At 44.3% G+C, this 16,246-nt stretch carries 22 protein-coding genes; 5 read left to right on the forward strand and 17 right to left on the reverse strand.

All coding sequences use genetic code 11. The features are described 5' to 3' along the window. Positions 1 to 4: 4 nt before the first annotated feature. The 13 genes from CUN85_RS01825 to CUN85_RS01885 form a co-directional block, all read right to left on the reverse strand. The gene (locus CUN85_RS01825) at positions 5 to 820 is read right to left on the reverse strand and encodes a metal ABC transporter permease (RefSeq protein ID WP_135388447.1); all 816 of its coding nucleotides are present in this window, start codon (positions 818 to 820) and stop codon (positions 5 to 7) included. Positions 821 to 832: 12 nt separating this feature from the next. Further along, entirely contained in the window at positions 833 to 1,582 is a 750-nt protein-coding gene (locus CUN85_RS01830; RefSeq protein ID WP_135388448.1) for a metal ABC transporter ATP-binding protein, read from the reverse strand. A 1-nt stretch (position 1,583) separates the two neighbouring features. Continuing rightward, on the reverse strand, positions 1,584 to 2,540 hold the full coding sequence (locus CUN85_RS01835) for a metal ABC transporter solute-binding protein, Zn/Mn family (protein ID WP_135388449.1): 957 nt from the start codon (positions 2,538 to 2,540) through the stop codon (positions 1,584 to 1,586). A 70-nt stretch (positions 2,541 to 2,610) separates the two neighbouring features. Next, positions 2,611 to 3,033 (reverse strand): metal-dependent transcriptional regulator, encoded by a 423-nt coding sequence (locus CUN85_RS01840; protein ID WP_135388450.1) that lies wholly within the window; start codon positions 3,031 to 3,033, stop codon positions 2,611 to 2,613. Positions 3,034 to 3,128: 95 nt separating this feature from the next. Continuing rightward, positions 3,129 to 3,461 carry a DUF1622 domain-containing protein gene (locus CUN85_RS01845; RefSeq protein ID WP_235856151.1) on the reverse strand — a complete coding sequence of 111 codons (333 nt, stop codon included), beginning with the start codon at positions 3,459 to 3,461 and terminating at the stop codon, positions 3,129 to 3,131. A gap of 258 nt (positions 3,462 to 3,719) precedes the next feature. Next, complete coding sequence (locus CUN85_RS01850; RefSeq protein ID WP_135388452.1) at positions 3,720 to 4,028, reverse strand: hypothetical protein; 309 nt, start codon at positions 4,026 to 4,028, stop codon at positions 3,720 to 3,722. Positions 4,029 to 4,125: 97 nt separating this feature from the next. After that, positions 4,126 to 4,305, reverse strand: a complete 180-nt coding sequence (locus tag CUN85_RS01855; RefSeq protein ID WP_135388453.1) for a hypothetical protein — start codon at positions 4,303 to 4,305, stop codon at positions 4,126 to 4,128. Between the two features lie 225 nt (positions 4,306 to 4,530). Beyond that, a complete protein-coding gene (locus CUN85_RS01860; protein WP_205804326.1) occupies positions 4,531 to 5,190 on the reverse strand; it encodes an MBL fold metallo-hydrolase in 660 nt (219 codons plus the stop codon). Positions 5,191 to 5,202: 12 nt separating this feature from the next. Beyond that, positions 5,203 to 5,775: a DUF1847 domain-containing protein gene (locus CUN85_RS01865; RefSeq protein ID WP_135388455.1), complete on the reverse strand. Its 573-nt coding sequence runs from the start codon at positions 5,773 to 5,775 to the stop codon at positions 5,203 to 5,205. Between the two features lie 39 nt (positions 5,776 to 5,814). Next, positions 5,815 to 6,705 carry an ATP-binding protein gene (locus tag CUN85_RS01870; protein WP_135388456.1) on the reverse strand — a complete coding sequence of 297 codons (891 nt, stop codon included), beginning with the start codon at positions 6,703 to 6,705 and terminating at the stop codon, positions 5,815 to 5,817. A 1-nt stretch (position 6,706) separates the two neighbouring features. Continuing rightward, complete coding sequence (locus CUN85_RS01875; protein ID WP_135388457.1) at positions 6,707 to 7,564, reverse strand: ATP-binding protein; 858 nt, start codon at positions 7,562 to 7,564, stop codon at positions 6,707 to 6,709. Positions 7,565 to 7,586: 22 nt separating this feature from the next. After that, a complete protein-coding gene (locus CUN85_RS01880; protein WP_135388458.1) occupies positions 7,587 to 7,976 on the reverse strand; it encodes a NifB/NifX family molybdenum-iron cluster-binding protein in 390 nt (129 codons plus the stop codon). Between the two features lie 126 nt (positions 7,977 to 8,102). After that, a complete protein-coding gene (locus CUN85_RS01885; RefSeq protein ID WP_135388459.1) occupies positions 8,103 to 8,471 on the reverse strand; it encodes a NifB/NifX family molybdenum-iron cluster-binding protein in 369 nt (122 codons plus the stop codon). A gap of 185 nt (positions 8,472 to 8,656) precedes the next feature. Between CUN85_RS01885 and CUN85_RS01890 the strand changes: the two genes are divergently transcribed. The 3 genes from CUN85_RS01890 to CUN85_RS01900 all read left to right on the forward strand — a co-directional run bounded on the left by CUN85_RS01890 (position 8,657) and on the right by CUN85_RS01900 (position 10,787). Beyond that, positions 8,657 to 9,457, forward strand: a complete 801-nt coding sequence (locus tag CUN85_RS01890; RefSeq protein ID WP_135388460.1) for an undecaprenyl-diphosphate phosphatase — start codon at positions 8,657 to 8,659, stop codon at positions 9,455 to 9,457. A 100-nt stretch (positions 9,458 to 9,557) separates the two neighbouring features. Further along, complete coding sequence (locus tag CUN85_RS01895; protein ID WP_135388461.1) at positions 9,558 to 9,875, forward strand: DUF134 domain-containing protein; 318 nt, start codon at positions 9,558 to 9,560, stop codon at positions 9,873 to 9,875. A 78-nt stretch (positions 9,876 to 9,953) separates the two neighbouring features. Further along, positions 9,954 to 10,787 carry an Mrp/NBP35 family ATP-binding protein gene (locus CUN85_RS01900; protein WP_135388462.1) on the forward strand — a complete coding sequence of 278 codons (834 nt, stop codon included), beginning with the start codon at positions 9,954 to 9,956 and terminating at the stop codon, positions 10,785 to 10,787. 107 nt (positions 10,788 to 10,894) lie between these two features. On the opposite strand, the gene CUN85_RS13690 is transcribed toward CUN85_RS01900, so the two are convergent. Further along, complete coding sequence (locus tag CUN85_RS13690) at positions 10,895 to 11,191, reverse strand: hypothetical protein (RefSeq protein ID WP_235856152.1); 297 nt, start codon at positions 11,189 to 11,191, stop codon at positions 10,895 to 10,897. Between the two features lie 9 nt (positions 11,192 to 11,200). Between CUN85_RS13690 and CUN85_RS01910 the strand changes: the two genes are divergently transcribed. Next, on the forward strand, positions 11,201 to 11,908 hold the full coding sequence (locus tag CUN85_RS01910; protein WP_135388463.1) for a hypothetical protein: 708 nt from the start codon (positions 11,201 to 11,203) through the stop codon (positions 11,906 to 11,908). On the opposite strand, the gene CUN85_RS01915 is transcribed toward CUN85_RS01910, so the two are convergent. After that, positions 11,880 to 13,931 (reverse strand): PAS domain-containing sensor histidine kinase, encoded by a 2,052-nt coding sequence (locus tag CUN85_RS01915; RefSeq protein ID WP_135388464.1) that lies wholly within the window; start codon positions 13,929 to 13,931, stop codon positions 11,880 to 11,882. The two genes, CUN85_RS01910 and CUN85_RS01915, sit on opposite strands and share 29 nt — an antisense overlap. A 240-nt stretch (positions 13,932 to 14,171) precedes the next feature. Between CUN85_RS01915 and CUN85_RS01920 the strand changes: the two genes are divergently transcribed. Then, the gene (locus CUN85_RS01920) at positions 14,172 to 14,600 is read left to right on the forward strand and encodes a bactofilin family protein (RefSeq protein WP_135388465.1); all 429 of its coding nucleotides are present in this window, start codon (positions 14,172 to 14,174) and stop codon (positions 14,598 to 14,600) included. Positions 14,601 to 14,613: 13 nt separating this feature from the next. On the opposite strand, the gene CUN85_RS01925 is transcribed toward CUN85_RS01920, so the two are convergent. Next, a complete protein-coding gene (locus CUN85_RS01925; protein ID WP_135388880.1) occupies positions 14,614 to 15,372 on the reverse strand; it encodes an ABC transporter ATP-binding protein in 759 nt (252 codons plus the stop codon). Next, positions 15,372 to 16,211 carry an ABC transporter permease gene (locus CUN85_RS01930; RefSeq protein WP_135388466.1) on the reverse strand — a complete coding sequence of 280 codons (840 nt, stop codon included), beginning with the start codon at positions 16,209 to 16,211 and terminating at the stop codon, positions 15,372 to 15,374. Before CUN85_RS01930 ends, CUN85_RS01925 begins: the two co-directional genes overlap by 1 nt. Positions 16,212 to 16,246 lie beyond the last annotated feature (35 nt).

The following is a 16,246-nucleotide window of genomic DNA, read 5'->3' on the forward strand; positions in this document are numbered from 1 at the left end:
CTGCTCAGCCAATTCTTCTTGGTTTTAGTCCGTCGTACAGGAAATGCAACATATATACTGTTGACATAACAAGGATGATCGTTGCACCCGACGGTACATCAAATGTGTATGAAAGGAACAGTCCCACGACACTAAAGAGTGCGCCAAAGAAGATTGAAAGATACATCATCTTCCGGAGATTGTTTGTGTAATGACGGCTCAGGGTTGCAGGCATCGTCAGGAGTGCGATAATCAGAATTATCCCTACCACCTTTATAAGCAGGACAATTGTCAATGCTATAAGACAAAGCAATAATAAGTACAGGCGTTCTACATCGATGCCTGCCACCTTGGCGAATTCCTCATCAAAGCACAGGGCCATGAACTCTTTATAGAATGCATATACCAGGACGATTATCACTATATCAAGTGCGAACATCAGATAGATGTCCAGACGTGGCACAGTTAGTATATTCCCGAAGAGGTAAGACATAAGATCAGGTGCATATCCGGGGGTCAGATAAATCAGGATAATACCGATTGCCATACCCAGCGACCACAGGATGCCAATAATTGTGTCTTCTGCAACCTTTGACCTCTTGCTGACAAGCCCCATGACAACAGCCGAGAGCAGGCTGAAAGGTATCAGCCCGTACAGAGGATTTATGCCAAGGTAATAACCAATACCGATCCCCCCGAATGAGGCGTGGGATATACCACCGCTTATAAAAACGATTCTTTTGACAACAACATACACGCCTATTATGCCACATGCTATACTGGCAAGAATGGCCCCCACAAGAGCATTCTGCATGAAACCGTACTGAAGTATTTCCAGCATTTCCAGCACCGTTCAGTGTATCTTTAAAACCCGGTGTGGCACACCGTGTGCTATCAGCTCGACCGGACACTGGTATACGGCTTCAAGATCATCAGGACTTATCTCCTTAGAATTGTGATAGTATAATTTCTTGTTCAGGCATGCAACCTTGTCCACATAGACCGAAAGAGCACTCATATCATGAGTGACCATCAGGATGGCAATCTTTGATTTGAGTCTGTTGAGAAGTTCATAGAATTCTTTCTGCGTCTTCGAATCAACACCGGTCGAAGGTTCATCCAGAATGAGTAATTTTGGATGGGTTACAAGTGATCTGGCAATAAAAACCCTTTGTTTCTGGCCACCAGACAACTCGCCAATCTGCCGGTCCCTGAACTCGAGCATATTTACTGTTTTAAGAGCCTCTTCGGCGGCCTTTTTGTCCTCCTCATTAAATGAGCTGAAAGGGCCTTTATGGCTCAGGCGACCCATGAGAACCACCTCCCACACACTAATCGGAAATTCAAGATTGGAAGAGATGTACTGAGGAACATACCCTACATATTTCCGGGTCTTTTTCGGATTGCCGCCCAGGAGTTTTACTGAACCCCTGTCAGGCCTGACCAATCCAAGGATTACCTTGAGAAGGGTGCTTTTACCTCCCCCGTTGGGGCCGATGATGGCAAGGAAATCCTTGTCCTCAACGGCAAGATTCACTGCTTCGAGCACGGGAATTCTATCATAACTTACCCAGATATCCTTGAGATCGATCACTTCAACCATTTCATGCCAGCCCTTTTTCAAATGCTGCTGTTACTTTTGCAAGATTATCTATATAATCCTTTGCCAGCGGGTCGACCTCTACAACCTCACCATCTATCGCATCAGCTATTGTCTGCGCACTCGAAGTACTAAAACCCGACTGTACGAATATGACCTTGATATCCTCTTCCCTGGCAATATCGATCAGGTTCCTCATATCCTGGACACTTGGTTCTTTGCCTTCTACCTCAACAGATATCTGTTCAAGACCATAGTCGTCAGCAAAATAACCCCATGAGGGATGATAAACAAGGAAGCTACTCCCTTCTTTTCCTTCAAGTGCTTTCCGAACATCTGCATCTGCAGCCTCCAGTTCTGCAATATAGGCATCCCTGTTCTGTGCATACATATCTCCATTTTCAGGATCTATTTCGACCATACCCTCATAGATATTCTCCACCATCATCTGTGCATTCTTAGGAGATGTCCATATATGAGGATCCCTGGATCCGGAGGCTTCTTCAGTATGATCTCCTTCCACATGTTCGCCCTCACTTTCATCTTCATGTTCTTCTTCGGCTTCTTCATGAGAATGGGATTCCATGGTCCTCAGCTGTATACCATTTGAGGCATCAACGATATGCATGTCAGGGTTCACTGCAATTAAACGGTCCATCCATACGTTCTCAAAGGACAGACCTGAACCGACCTTAACATACATATCAGCATCACTAAGCTCCCTGAGTTGTCCCGGAGTCACTTCATATGAATGCGGATCGGCCCCGGAAGGAACCATAACTATTACCTTAGCCTGATCTCCTGCAATCTGTTCTACGAACTCTGCTTCTGGCAGAATGCTTACCACCACAACAGGTTTGTCCGCAGACGATGCGGAAACATCCGGCCCATCAACACATCCACTTACGAATGCGAGGCACATAGACACAAATATAACAAATACCAATTTTCTTCTGATCATCAGATTTCCTCTTGTTTTTACTCACTACAAATTGTTTGGATAGATACCAAATATAAGATAGATAAAGATATCAGGAAATATCACACGAAACATGTCCGATCTTACCACATACACCAACCGTGGGATGACCCATGGAACTGCATATACGGTCAACCGCAGACCTGGAAACAAATGACTCGAACCTTGATGCTTCCTCACATGCATCCTCAGAAGACAGGCCATAATGAGTCAGCATCAGACTCAGTATATTATGCCTGTTGATAAGGAATTCAGCATATCGGGCGCCCACATCGGTCAGTCTTACTCCCCGGTAAGGAATATGATCCACATATCCAGACTCAGCAAGATCACCCAGAGTCTTTGTAGAAGTAGAGGGATCCACACCTAACTGTGAAGATATATCAGTAGTCCGCACCAACTCCCCCTTTTTAAAGAGAAACTTTAAGTATTCCACTTTTTTCGGAGAGAGCTCGAGTCCTGTGATTTCCTGCATGAAAATAACATTACCATAGGAAGTATATAGTGTTTGTGACTCCATACCAAAAAAAGGAGTTATTTGTGGAGGCACCCCAAAAATACTCCACACATTTACTGTTTAAAATGGTACTCCGACATCTCCTTTGTAAGGAAATAACCAAGGACAGACCTTATCACAACTATCGCCCCCAGAAGCAGAATTTCCCCAAGTTCGGGCTCTCTAACAGTGACCATAACATCCGCAGCTATGAGGAACTCAAGCCCGAACAGAATCCTGTCAGTGAACATTCTCCTGATATGTGCATAGGAATAAGGCTTCTTGCGTACCTCATACAAAATAATCTCACCGGCTGCAAGTACACCGCCATAGAAAATCAGTAGTATACCCACGACCTTCAACAGCGTTTCGAACAGTGTCAGCAGACTAGAGCCAAACGATGCCAAATACTCAATGCTCACCATTTACAGCAACTCCGCAATTCAGTAGAATGTTTGTTAAAAAGGCTTAAAGTAATTTTCGTATACATTATCTGAAAGTACTGGCCATCGATCAATCTTAAAAAAGCACACACTATCCCGGGAAAGAGCCCCGGACACAGGTCAAGCATGGATGCAGCATACTTGAGCAAAAAAAGTTTGAGAGAATATCCATCAGGAGGGGCATGAAACAGATAGCATTCTGTTTCATACTGCATTTGCTGCTCAGGTCCGGACTTCTATTTTGAGTCCACCGACCCAGCCAGATATAATATTATAGAACCATGCAACCAGTATCCCGACAATAAAACCCATTATTCCGTAGAATATCGGGAAAATTATTATCGAGCCGATACCAAAGAACATATTCATTGCACTGTAACTCATGAAACCTTGCATGGCCACACCCCCCAGTACAGAGAAAAGAGCCATCAATCCCCCTACTATAAGTCCGAAAAGTGCATATATTAGTCCGACTATTTTACCCAGGGATAATATCCCTATCCTGTTTATATAAGCAGTAGTTTCTACCACGTAAATACCCCAATACTGGAATATATGGTTTTAAATGATATACCTTTTCCAGGATTGACTGAAGTTTATGCCATTTTATGGCATCTGAGTATTATATTTACGGACCGCCGTGGTACAAGAATACATCACGCATCAGATACACAAAGTCCGCAATATCATCAGAGGACATCCACAACAATAGCATGATCAACATCAGGATGATGATTTCGGAATAATTGGGGATTGATTGCACCACATGTGCAAAAGTGCCCGGACTTCCATTAGCTGAATGTACCATATCTTTTCCTGTAGAAATATCTGTTCTGCCCGGATAAAAGGATTACGAATATACTTCACTATTTTTTATTATAATAATTAATCACTACAGGTAATTGAAAATAAGCAGTAAATTCAAAATTGCATATATAAAAACGAAAAGCACACTATTAAAAATACTATCATTAGTAAGCAAATGCACCTTGATCCCTTTTTAAAAAATATCTGCCACAAAACCGATGACAGGTCACATCTCCAGGACATACCCTGCGAATATATCCGTAAAAGCATCAGGATACAGCTCAAGGATACGGTCCTTATGTGCAGTACAGTGACCGGCACCAATGAGTTGCATCCCAGCTAACAGACCATATTCCTTGCTGTCGTGCAGACCTCCAATTATACCCGTAACCTCACCAAAAGCAGATGCTGCACCTAGTATCGCAGCAAGCCCCGGGTGAGAACAGCCAGCAATAACTAAAAGACCTCTGCCAGAATCAACGATCAGAGACTGCTCTTTTATCTCTTTTCCAAGTTCGCCTGTTGTAAAGACACCTTTGCATATATCCCGAGAACCCTTTACCTCATGGAGACTTTCACATCTTGAAGAAATTTCTTTTTTGAGGTTAGCAGAAAAACCTGCCGGCACATACGCCTCCACACCAGAGCTTGCATTAAGAAAAGTAGTCATTCCCCCCATATGGTCCCAGTGCTGATGAGATAGTACAAGCACATCTGCATCCTGCGGAGATATCGAGAGCCTGCCCATGTTCCCCAGAAGCAGATGGCCGTCCCATCCGGTATCGAACAGGATGTTCTTCCCGGGAGTTTCAATGAAACAGGAAAAACCCCAGCCTCCCTGCAGATCGTCTTTTGCCTCATTGTCGTAAACTACAGTCAGTTTCATAATTATACCTCTTTATTCATCCAGGCCGAACCTTTTCTTCAAGTAATAGCCGGAGTAGATCGCACCTGCCGGGTTGTGTGCAAGTACCCGATCCTTGACTATCAGTGTTGTTACCGGAGCAGTTGAATGCTGTGTGAAAAGTATATCGTGACCGATACAAAGACCAATGATTATATTGAGCTGTGTTTTCTTGTTGTTGAGCAGTATTGCCTGTGCGAGGGGATTGCAGGTAGGATCGAAACTGCCGGGACGCAGTTTTTCGAGATCGTATTCGCTTTTATCTATCCCGGAAACCTTGCAGCAGACAGAAAATACCCTGAAATCCCTTTCGAGAATCCTCTGGATGATCTTTGCTTCTTTTTCAAGTCCCACACAGAATGCAAGACCCAGCTTCTCGTACCCCATTTCCTGCGAATACCTGATCATTTCCTCGAGTCTTGTTTTTTGCATATAGTAACGTGCTTCGATAGAGGCAGAGATTCGCATGGACTTAAGATCAGAGCCCTCGTAGCTTATATCCTCTGCCAGACCTACACAATCCCTGCCTTCATAACATTCTTTTTCATCACAGAATGCACATTTCATCTTTATCCCACATCCGTACAAGTTCATCTCGAAGGTTCTTTAGCTCCGAAACACAGAACACTTTTCGGCAAACAGGCAGTCCCGGATATTTTCCCACATATCATGGACATTAGAACTAAAGCCGCCACATGCATATTCAATAACTGTCTTTCCTTCCAGCATGGCGTCTGTCGGCGTTCGGTCATAGGGAAGAACACCAATTATCCCTACTTTTCGATCTCTGCAATAATCCCGGATCATCTGAGTGTTACATTCGTTGATGTTATATTTATTGACGCAGACAAGTGCAGGTATCCGGAAATGGTTCACCACTTCTAGCACCCGTTCCAGATCATGCATGCCCGAAACAGTGGGTTCTGTTACAATAAGAACCAGGTCAACACCTGTTATTGCAGCAATAACAGAACAGCCGGTTCCCGGCGGACCATCGATTATAATGAGATCCTTACCATACTTCATGGCCAGTTCACTGGCAGTGGTCCTGACAGCCGACACCAGTTTTCCACTGGCCTCTTCACCGATCCCCAGTTTTGCATGTGCCATTGGTCCGAACCGTGTCACTGAACTAAAAACTTCTCCTGCTTTCCTGTCGACCATCCTGATAGCGCCGGACGGGCAGACATATTCACAGACAGCGCACCCTTCACAGCCGAACACATCCACGCGAATATCCCGGCCAATTGCACCGAAACTGCAGGATTCCCGACAGATGCCACAATAAGTGCATATATCAGGGTTGATATCTGCCACTTTGAGGCCGTAGAAATCGTTTGTTTCCAGTATGTTCGGACCCATGATCAAATGCATGTCAGCTGCGTCCACATCACAGTCGGCTATGACGGCATTCTCGGCAAGGGAAGCAAATGCCGAGCTGATTGTAGTCTTTCCGGTACCGCCTTTACCACTTATTATAGTGACCTGTTTTACCATCTCAGTTCTCCTTAGTACTCAGAATCTGCCTGCAGACATCCTCGAACATTTTCAGGAAATGTCCTTTCCATTCAGTCATTTGCATTACAAACGGGATACCTTCTGAATACAGGACAGCTATCTGCCTCTTATCAGGGATCTTCATCAAAACAGGGATATCCCCGGAGTTACAGTACACCTCAACCCCGTCATAACCCATACCATTACGGTTAATGATGACCCCAAAAGGAATACCCATCTGCCTTACAACCTCCACTGCAAGCATAAGATCATTGAGACCAAAAGGCGTAGGTTCTGTTACAAGTATACAATAGTCGACATCCCTGAGTGAGGCAATAACAGGACAGGCAGTCCCGGGAGGAGAATCAATAATTACAACTTCGCCCTCCCCCTCCCTGATATTGGTCTTTAACTGCCTGATCACAGGAGATGCCATGGGCTCACCTGTGAAGAGTTCACCTTGCCAGAGATCGATCCTGGCATCAGACCTGCTTCGCTCAATGACACCTGTTATCCGCTCGTCTTCAGTTATGGCATTTTCCGGACAGATAAGCATGCACCCTCCGCATCCATGACATAGTTGCGGGAAGAGCATGGGACCACTGGAAAGAACTGCAAGGGCATTATACTGGCAAAATTGTACGCATTTGCCGCATTGAATACATTTGTTCCCGTCCACCCGGGGAACTGGGAGGATCACATCCTGATACTTGTCAATATCTGACCGGAGGAAAAGATTGCAGTCAGGCTCCTCTACGTCGCAGTCAATTAGTTGTACTTTGCCTATTGACAAGGCAAGATTGACTGCCACTGTTGTCTTGCCAGTGCCACCTTTGCCACTTGCGACGGCAATCTTCATGCACTTTTACCTTTAAATCATTTCAATGGCAGTGTGCATGATCATGGCTGTGATCATGATCATGACCACCACATGCATTATCATGCGTTGCTTTTGAAAGCTTGCCGGCCTTCCAGGCATCTATGGCATCTGCCACCTTACCTGATGCACCGACAAAAACATCTATCCCGAACTGTTCGAACATTACAACAGCCTTTTTACCAAGCCCGCCACAGAGCATTAATTCCACGCCGGATTCAGCCATGAGTTCCGGCGGGAGACCTGTGCCCCCATTGTGTTCACTTGTGTTCGGGATAACAGAGAATTCCCCTGTTTCCGTATCATAGACAGTGTAGGCAGGCACCTTTCCAAAATGCTGGCCAACTACATCATCCGTTCCGCCTTGTCCCATTGATGGTATGCTTATTTTCATTATATCACCTTATAATTTATTTTATGTCAAAATATGAATTTAGTCTAATGCATAGATACTAACTGACTGAAATATCCATTATACCGGATATATGCACATTTAGAGGCGCCTGGCATGGAATCATCGTCATTTTTTGCCAGGAGAATTTGGTGCCTCTAATTTTTTCAGGGAGCCGGTCCTGTAAGCTGAAACAGCTTCCGCAACAGAGCCTTCGGCGGCCATTAATACCTCAACACCTTCGGCAGAGAGAAGTGAGAATGCATTCGGACCGACACTTCCGGTTATGAGAGCTGTTACACCTCTGTTGATCATTTGCTGCGCCGCCTGCACCCCGGCTCCCCCCGGACCTGAAGAGCCGGCATTCTCAAATGACTCGAACTCCATTGAATCGGGGTCTGCAATGACAAAATATCTACATCTTCCAAAATGAGGGTCTATCGAAGCCTCAAGATTGTCTGACATAGATGTGATACACACTTTCATTTCTTTGACCATTCTTTGAACCTGGGTTATTTCTTATTGAGATCGAAATACAAATATCAATCACTTCTAAGTAGTTATTATGTACATAAGAGTTAAAATATAAAAGCTTAACCCACAATAGTTATGTATTTCCACTCAATAAAGCAAAATTTAAAAGAACCAACCAGTATATATACAAATAGAGAAGATAATGCACGATGTTAACACTTTTTGAAGCAGTTGTACTGGGCATAGTCCAGGGTGTGGCGGAGTGGCTGCCCATAAGCAGCGAAGGCATGACATCCCTTGTAATGATCAATGTTTTCGGCAAGACGTTCGCAGAAGCCCTCCCTATCTCCATATGGCTGCATACCGGAACACTTTTCTCAGCAGCTATATACTTCAGAAAGGATCTCCTGGAAATTCTGTATGGCATACCCGGGTATGTGAGAAATGTGAAGTCAGGTAACAAACAAGAGCAGCCTTTGATCAGTTTCCTTATCATCTCGACTCTGCTTACAGGCCTCGTCGGACTACCTTTAATAGTCCTTGCAACTAACATCACAGAATTTTCAGGCAAAATTGCGACTGCATTTATTGGATTGCTCCTGATATTCACAGGTGTTCTGCAGATAACCGCTTCAGCGAGGGATACGAAAAAACATATACCATTATTCGGCGACTCCCTTGTCACAGGAATCGCCCAGGGATTTGCCGCACTCCCGGGCATCAGCCGATCCGGGATCACAGTCTCATCATTGCTACTGAGAAACTTTCAGGCCCCTCAGGCCCTCAGACTTAGTTTCCTTATGAGCATACCTACAGTACTGGTAGCCGATGTGGGGATTGCAATGATGGGCATGTTGACCATTGATGCGAATTCACTGATTGCGTTGTGCTTTGCTTTTATCTTTGGGATACTGAGTATAGATGCCTTTATAAAAATAGCACAGAAATTTGATTTTGCCAGATTCTGCATAGTACTGGGATTGTTAAGTCTGCTGGCATATTTCATCTAATAGATCCCCTGTGTTTACCTGGCTATTTAGAGCATAAGAGAATAAGTACATAATAGTTACGGATAAACTTTAAATATCGATATATCCTTCAGGAGAACTAATGAAGTGTAGAGGCAGACCCAGGTCCCCGAGAAGAGTTGAATGCTCCCCTGAAGTCTTTTACTTCAAACCAAGAGGCGTCCCACTCAAAGAGCTTGAAACCGTATCCCTTGCAGTAGAGGAACTTGAAGCACTAAGACTTGTCGATGTTGATGGAATGACACAGGAAGAAGCAGCTTTTAAAATGGGAGTTTCAAGGCGCGCTTTCTGGGAAGACCTGCAGCAGGCAAGGAAGAAAGTGGCACTGGCGCTTACAACAGGCAAGGCCATTGAGATTGCGGGTGGTAATTACATTAACACCGGAAAGGAACATCAATGATTCTTATCCACATAAAAGTTATTCACTCAAATATGAGCATGACAAATACAAAGCATCATTTTTCAAAGAGGAAATTAAATGGCACAAAATATCCAGAGCCCCGAAGCTTTGCTTGAGAAACCAAAGGAATCAAAGCTTGTTAAAAAGATGAGAGCTATTAAGAATAAGATAATGGTCATGAGCGGTAAGGGAGGCGTGGGTAAAAGCACCATTGCCGCAAATCTTGCCGCACGCCTTGCGGAGCGTGGATACAAAGTAGGTCTCCTCGATGCTGATATACACGGGCCAAGTATTCCCAAGATGTTCGGGATAGAGAACGAAAGACCTGGCGTGGACGAGGAAGGCATTATCCCCATATCTGTGACCGAGAACCTGAAGGTTATGTCAATAGCGCTCCTTGTAGAGGACAGGGACTCACCCATAATATGGAGAGGACCCGCAAAGATGGCAGCTATCAAACAGTTCCTTGAAGAGGTCTCATGGGGAAAACTTGATTACCTGTTCATTGACCTGCCTCCCGGAACCGGTGATGAGCCACTGAGCATTGCACAGCTGATCGAGAAACTTGACGGTGCTGTTGTCGTAACCACTCCCCAGGATGTAGCTCTGCTGAGTGTCAGGAAGTCCCTTACATTTGCACATATGCTCAAAGTGCCTGTTATCGGTATTGTGGAGAACATGGGTGCTATGAAATGCCCGCACTGTAAAGAAAAAATAGATATTTACGGAACAGGCGGAGTTGAAAAGGCTGCAGCCGATTTTAATGTAAATATCATCGGAGAATTACCCATCGACCCTGCACTTGCAGAAATTGAGGATATGGGGAGGGTCCATCTAGAAGGAGACAAGGATCTTGAATGGTCCCGGGAATTCAGTAAAATAGTTGACAGTGTAGAGAATTTCAAAAAATAACATTATAGAAGGGAGAACAGATCTCCCTACATTTTCCTATATTTGTTTTCAAATATTTAAACTGATTTTCTCCGGGGTACTTTTTGGGCCCCGATACACATATTTGATCATGAGAGTGGGACTACGCCGGACCCCGGCGGCCTGAGCAAATTCATCAGAAAACTTACAGGAACAGGGTTTGCATATTTTTGCCTGTCCCCGGATTTTCTGTCTGCGTGAACGAACATACCACACTCTTCAAGAACGAAAAATGCCTGCTTTGCGGAGATAGAGTGGTTGATCGTATATCCAGGATCACCGGCTACTATGGACACGTAAGTAGCTGGAATCCCGGAAAACCTATGGAGTACAAGCAGCACCACAGATACAACTGCTCTGCAAAAAAATAAATAACTGAATGGCATCTGAAAGGTATGCGTTTTCAAAGTGAAAGAACATTCAACTGGCTTTTTTGCAGGGACATCGATACTGTGAAAGAGCTTTCACGTGTTATCCAGGCAGCTCATCTCTGGCATGTAAGGACAGACCTTGTTAGTGAACTGATAGCTTTGAAGGAAGAGGGGCACTGGGAGAACTCTTTGAGAGATACTGCAAGGGCAGCTTCCGCTCTTGCTGCGGATGCCATCATTTCCCCGGACGTGAGCAACTGGATGTTGTCCAAACAGAAAGATATGGCATGGAACAGTGATGTATATGATACGGCATATGTACTGACAGCTCTTGCTGACATGGGAATTCATAACAGGAAAGGTTGTTTGTGGCTTATTGAAAACTACGGACCCGCATGGGAACATCCGGGAACAACTGCCCTGATGATCAATGCTCTGATAAAACAGGGGAAACTTAGCAAAAAAGATAGCAGCGGTTTTAACAGGTTCATAAATGAACGTGCCGAATGGATACTCTCAAAACGTGTCGAAGAGGGAGCATGGAAAAACCTTGCCACAAGTAATATTGTTATACAGGCTTTGATACTTGCAGGATATGGCAACAAATGTGGAAAAGCTCTTCAATGGCTTCTGGACAGTATGAATGCCAACGGATCATGGGGAAAAGGTAAGGGTGACATCAATACAACAGCTTTGACCCTTATCACTCTTGCTTCTTTTGAGAAGATGTGACCTCAGTATACTCCTGAATATCCTTACATTTAACAGGAAGGGTCAGATGCATAGTAGTACCTATACCCTGTTTGCTCTCTGCCCAGATATCCCCATTATGAGCTGCAACTATCTTTTTACAGATGTAGAGACCAAGACCGTTACCCCCGTACTTGCGGGTGGAAGAACCATCCACCTGATAGAACCTGTCGAATATATGCAATCGGTCCTCATCTCCGATGCCGATACCATTATCAGCTATCTGTAGGTGTATCCTATCTTCTTCTTTGGTAGCTGATATATTTATAGTTCCCTTTTCAGGAGTAAATTTCACAGAATTGTCGATGAGGTTAGCAAACACATTCCGGAGGTAATCCAGATCCCCTTCTATAAGAGGGAGATCGTTTGGAAGATCCTTTTCAATTGTGTGACCTTTGCTTGTTATTTCCGGTGACCTATCCTGTATAGCGGATTCGACCACCTCTGTTAAACGAAGAGGGATAAAACTATAATCCACATTGCCGCCTTCCGTTATACTTACATAGAGAAGTGAATCGATCAATCTTTTGAGCCTCTCGGAGCTCAGCATGATCTTTTCCATGGCATCATTCTGTTTTTCGGTCAACTCCCCCAGAGCACCATCGTACATAAGTTCACTGTAACCTTTGATAGGGATCAATGGAGTTGTAAGTTCATGCCTCAGGTTTGAGAGGAATTCGTCTTTCATCCTGTCAAGGGACTTGAGTTCCTTATTAACCTTTGCAAGTTCTTCTGCATAATTGTTCAGGGCTTCTTCCGCAACCTTGCGCTCGGTGAAATCCTCTACGACACATACGCCGCCCATCAATTTGCCCTCTTCAGATATCACCGGGCTGAATTCTGCTTTAATGGGTATGACCCCGTTTGAGAAAGGCGAATGGAAGTTATCCTCATACCTGGCAGGGATACCCGCAAGGACCTGTCTTATAGCCTTTTTGATAGATTCGTCTTTGAAGGACCTGAGCATATTGAACCCCATTATCGCAGATATCACACTTTCTTCAGGAGCACCTATTATCTTCACAAAGTTCGCATTGCACTGTGTGATCACGCTCTTTTCATCAAAGTGGAATATACCCAGAGGTGATTTCTCAAATATCATACGATATTTGTTCTTGGATATCGTCATCAGGCGTTCTTTCATCTTACGCCGGGAGATGTCATTTAGAAAAGCGCCATGGAACACTTCCCCTTTCACACGTGTAGTGGTAATTGATATCTCTACCGGAAACTCGCTGCCATCCTTTCGCAGACCTGTTACCTCGAATATCCGGCCTACCACCGGAGATTTACCGATGGATATGATCTGGCCCCACCCTTCATGGGCCTTCCTGTAACGCCTGGGCATGATAAGGGTTAATGGTTCCCCCATAGCTTCATTTTTCCCATACCCGAATAACTCACATGCAGCTTTGTTCCAGAATGTTATGTGACCACTGGAGTCCGAGAAGACCACTGCATATGAGGAAGATTCAAGGAAAGAGAGAAGATTTCCGTTTTCCTGCACTGTCGTGACAGCAAGCTCCTTTTCAGTAGTACCTGTTTGAACAATGTCAGTGCCTGTCAAAAGAAAACCATTCGGAGAGCCATCTTTATTTTTCAGCATAGTGATTTTCAAGGACATACTCACTTCATTGCCGTTCTTTCTGAGGATGGGGCATTCAAGAGAATATCCCGGATCGGTTTTTCCACAGAGGTTGCGAGGAAAACTTTCTTTTAATATCCCCTGTGAACTTGCAGGCACAAATATATCAAACCAGCTTTTGTTTTCAACATCCTGTTCACTATAACCTAATACCGATCCTACTTTCCGATTAATACAAACTACATTGTGTTCATTGTCAATAACAAAGATAAAGGCGTTCACAAGGTCGAAAAATCCTTTTGCTAATTCCAGTTGATCAGAGGTGAGATTACCAGTGAATACAGAATCAGAATCAATTTTCCAAGAGCAATTTTGCCTTGTATTTGCTGAAGAGTCCTGATCCTTGCTATGACATTCCATCCATACACCTTAATCCATGAAAACCAGCCGCATATTGGGTACAATATTAAAATCTTAACATATGCAATTGTATATAGATTGTAATATATAATGGTTTTTATTAGAATCGTTAAAGTCAAACTCGTTTAAGAGTTAAGTAATCTTAATTATATAAATGATAGTGAATGCCTTTAATCTATTTGTATTGGCTCAGAGTAGATTTATAGCTACAAAAGTATTAAGGTAGTACAGGTGAATGCGATGAGTGAAGAGTTAAGACACCATGAGGAATCCAATACTTATATTGCCAGAAAAAGATCTTATTTTGAGAATGACATTAACATTGACGGTAATTTGATCGTAGGAGCAGGATCAGGGTTCTGGAAAGATCTTCATGTCAGGGGAACTCTCAAACTGGGCAAAGGATCCTCAGTCAAAGGCAACATCACGGCTGATAACATAGTCATAGGTCCCAGGTCTGAGATTAAAGGTAATGTAGAAGCAACTAGCGACCTGAAGATCTTTGACAGGGTTACTGTTGACGGATCGGTTACAGCCGGCAAGACCATGTCTATAAGACCAGGATGTACAGTCGGGTTTGTAAGGGCCAGCGAGGCACTCGAGCTTATCGGGCAGGTCAATGTAAAAGAAATAGAGACCGGAACGAAAGTGATAGTACGTTCCGAGTGATGCAGAACATCATTTATTTTTGTTGCTCTTCTGACAGCAGTTTTAGAAGATGGTTGCGCAGTCGATTGACTTCCATGCTTGTCCTGTCACGGGGCCTCGGAATATCAACCTTGACAACTTCCTTGATCCGGCCAGGACGTGCTGTGAACATCACGATCCTGTCAGCAAGATAAACAGCTTCATCGACACTGTGAGTAACAAAGAGAACAGTGAGATGTTTTTTTTGCCAGATACTCAATAACTCATGCTGCAGTGAGTTCCTTGTCTGGGCATCCAGGGCTCCGAAAGGCTCATCCATGAGAAGAACCTCAGGTTCATTTGCAAGCGCACGTGCAATGGCGACTCTTTGTTTCATTCCGCCTGACAGTTCATGGGGGTAGCTGTCCTTGAACTGTGTGAGACCCACCAGCTCCAGATATTTTTCAGCCTCTACCATAGCATCCTTTTTAGAGACTCCGCCCATCTGTGGTCCGAATATCACGTTATCGATGACCGATTTCCATGGAAACAGAGAGTACTCCTGGAAAACCATACCCCTTTTTGGCCCGGGAGAAGTAATCTTTTCATTATCTATGAAAACTTCTCCCTGGTCAGGAGTATCAAGGCCGGAAATAATTCGCAACAGAGTTGTTTTCCCACATCCTGATGGCCCTATGAAACAGACGAATTCCTTATCCTCAAGTTCCAGATCTATGTTTTCAAGGGCAAGTGTCTGAGTCACTTCATCTTTAACGAACTTGCGGGAAACGTTCCTTACGCTGACCCTGCCCATTACATCACCACCCCTGTGCGCCATTTCAGGAATCTGCCTTCAAGATAGTACCTCAGCAGCCGATCGATCAAAAGTCCAAGGAAACCAAGGACAAGCATGTAAACAAGTACAAAATCCATGTTGTGCAGATAGTAATGGTGCCATATCTTGAAACCAAGGCCGTTCTTGCTTACACCGAACATCTCTGCTGCAACAAGGCACATCCAGCCGACACCCATTGCTATACGTACACCTGCAACAATTGAGGGCAGGGCAGAAGGTAGTGCCACCTGCCTTATCAGATCACGGTCGGTGTTGCATCCCAGAACCTTTGCTGCTTCCACATATATACGGGGTATGTTCTTAAATCCGGTGAAGGTGTTGATGATTATCGGGAATAGGGCCCCTATGAATATTACAAACCCTGCTCCGAAGGGATTGAGACCTATCCATATAATGGCAAAGGGAATCCATGCAAGCGGAGGGATCGGGCGTACAATCTCGATCAAAGGATCAAATATCCTGTCAACCGACCTGAACCACCCCATAAGCATCCCCACGGGCATACCTATTGCCAGAGCGGCTATCAGACCGATGAGGAAGTGCATCATACTGAACAGCAAATCCACGACCAGAACTGGAAGCGGTATATCCATAGAGAACGAAAGGAAACTCAATGGAAAATCCACCTGTCTTGATACCACTGATACAAATGCCAGGGAGACATCCGTAAAACTCGGAAGGAAGAATTTGTTCTGCACAACATAAACAGCTATCAACTGCCATATCACCAGTGCAGATATTATGGAAAGTATTTCCACACCTTTATTCTTTAAATTTTGAAAGCCTACCCTGACCATGATTCCTCCGGGATTTAAAAAGCAATACTTTTTTA

The organism is Methanolobus halotolerans (assembly GCF_004745425.1).
GTDB lineage: Archaea > Halobacteriota > Methanosarcinia > Methanosarcinales > Methanosarcinaceae > Methanolobus > Methanolobus halotolerans.

Coding starts and splice junctions, on each gene's coding strand:
- CUN85_RS01825 (WP_135388447.1), bottom strand. CDS start 820: ATGCTGGAAATACTTCAGTACGGTTTCATGCAGAATGCTCTTGTGGGG.
- CUN85_RS01830 (WP_135388448.1), bottom strand. CDS start 1,582: ATGGTTGAAGTGATCGATCTCAAGGATATCTGGGTAAGTTATGATAGA.
- CUN85_RS01835 (WP_135388449.1), bottom strand. CDS start 2,540: ATGATCAGAAGAAAATTGGTATTTGTTATATTTGTGTCTATGTGCCTC.
- CUN85_RS01840 (WP_135388450.1), bottom strand. CDS start 3,033: ATGCAGGAAATCACAGGACTCGAGCTCTCTCCGAAAAAAGTGGAATAC.
- CUN85_RS01855 (WP_135388453.1), bottom strand. CDS start 4,305: ATGGTACATTCAGCTAATGGAAGTCCGGGCACTTTTGCACATGTGGTG.
- CUN85_RS01860 (WP_205804326.1), bottom strand. CDS start 5,190: ATGAAACTGACTGTAGTTTACGACAATGAGGCAAAAGACGATCTGCAG.
- CUN85_RS01865 (WP_135388455.1), bottom strand. CDS start 5,775: ATGAAATGTGCATTCTGTGATGAAAAAGAATGTTATGAAGGCAGGGAT.
- CUN85_RS01870 (WP_135388456.1), bottom strand. CDS start 6,705: ATGGTAAAACAGGTCACTATAATAAGTGGTAAAGGCGGTACCGGAAAG.
- CUN85_RS01875 (WP_135388457.1), bottom strand. CDS start 7,564: ATGAAGATTGCCGTCGCAAGTGGCAAAGGTGGCACTGGCAAGACAACA.
- CUN85_RS01880 (WP_135388458.1), bottom strand. CDS start 7,976: ATGAAAATAAGCATACCATCAATGGGACAAGGCGGAACGGATGATGTA.
- CUN85_RS01885 (WP_135388459.1), bottom strand. CDS start 8,471: ATGGTCAAAGAAATGAAAGTGTGTATCACATCTATGTCAGACAATCTT.
- CUN85_RS01890 (WP_135388460.1), top strand. CDS start 8,657: ATGTTAACACTTTTTGAAGCAGTTGTACTGGGCATAGTCCAGGGTGTG.
- CUN85_RS01895 (WP_135388461.1), top strand. CDS start 9,558: ATGAAGTGTAGAGGCAGACCCAGGTCCCCGAGAAGAGTTGAATGCTCC.
- CUN85_RS01900 (WP_135388462.1), top strand. CDS start 9,954: ATGGCACAAAATATCCAGAGCCCCGAAGCTTTGCTTGAGAAACCAAAG.
- CUN85_RS13690 (WP_235856152.1), bottom strand. CDS start 11,191: ATGCCATTCAGTTATTTATTTTTTTGCAGAGCAGTTGTATCTGTGGTG.
- CUN85_RS01910 (WP_135388463.1), top strand. CDS start 11,201: ATGCGTTTTCAAAGTGAAAGAACATTCAACTGGCTTTTTTGCAGGGAC.
- CUN85_RS01915 (WP_135388464.1), bottom strand. CDS start 13,931: ATGGAATGTCATAGCAAGGATCAGGACTCTTCAGCAAATACAAGGCAA.
- CUN85_RS01920 (WP_135388465.1), top strand. CDS start 14,172: ATGAGTGAAGAGTTAAGACACCATGAGGAATCCAATACTTATATTGCC.
- CUN85_RS01925 (WP_135388880.1), bottom strand. CDS start 15,372: ATGGGCAGGGTCAGCGTAAGGAACGTTTCCCGCAAGTTCGTTAAAGAT.
- CUN85_RS01930 (WP_135388466.1), bottom strand. CDS start 16,211: ATGGTCAGGGTAGGCTTTCAAAATTTAAAGAATAAAGGTGTGGAAATA.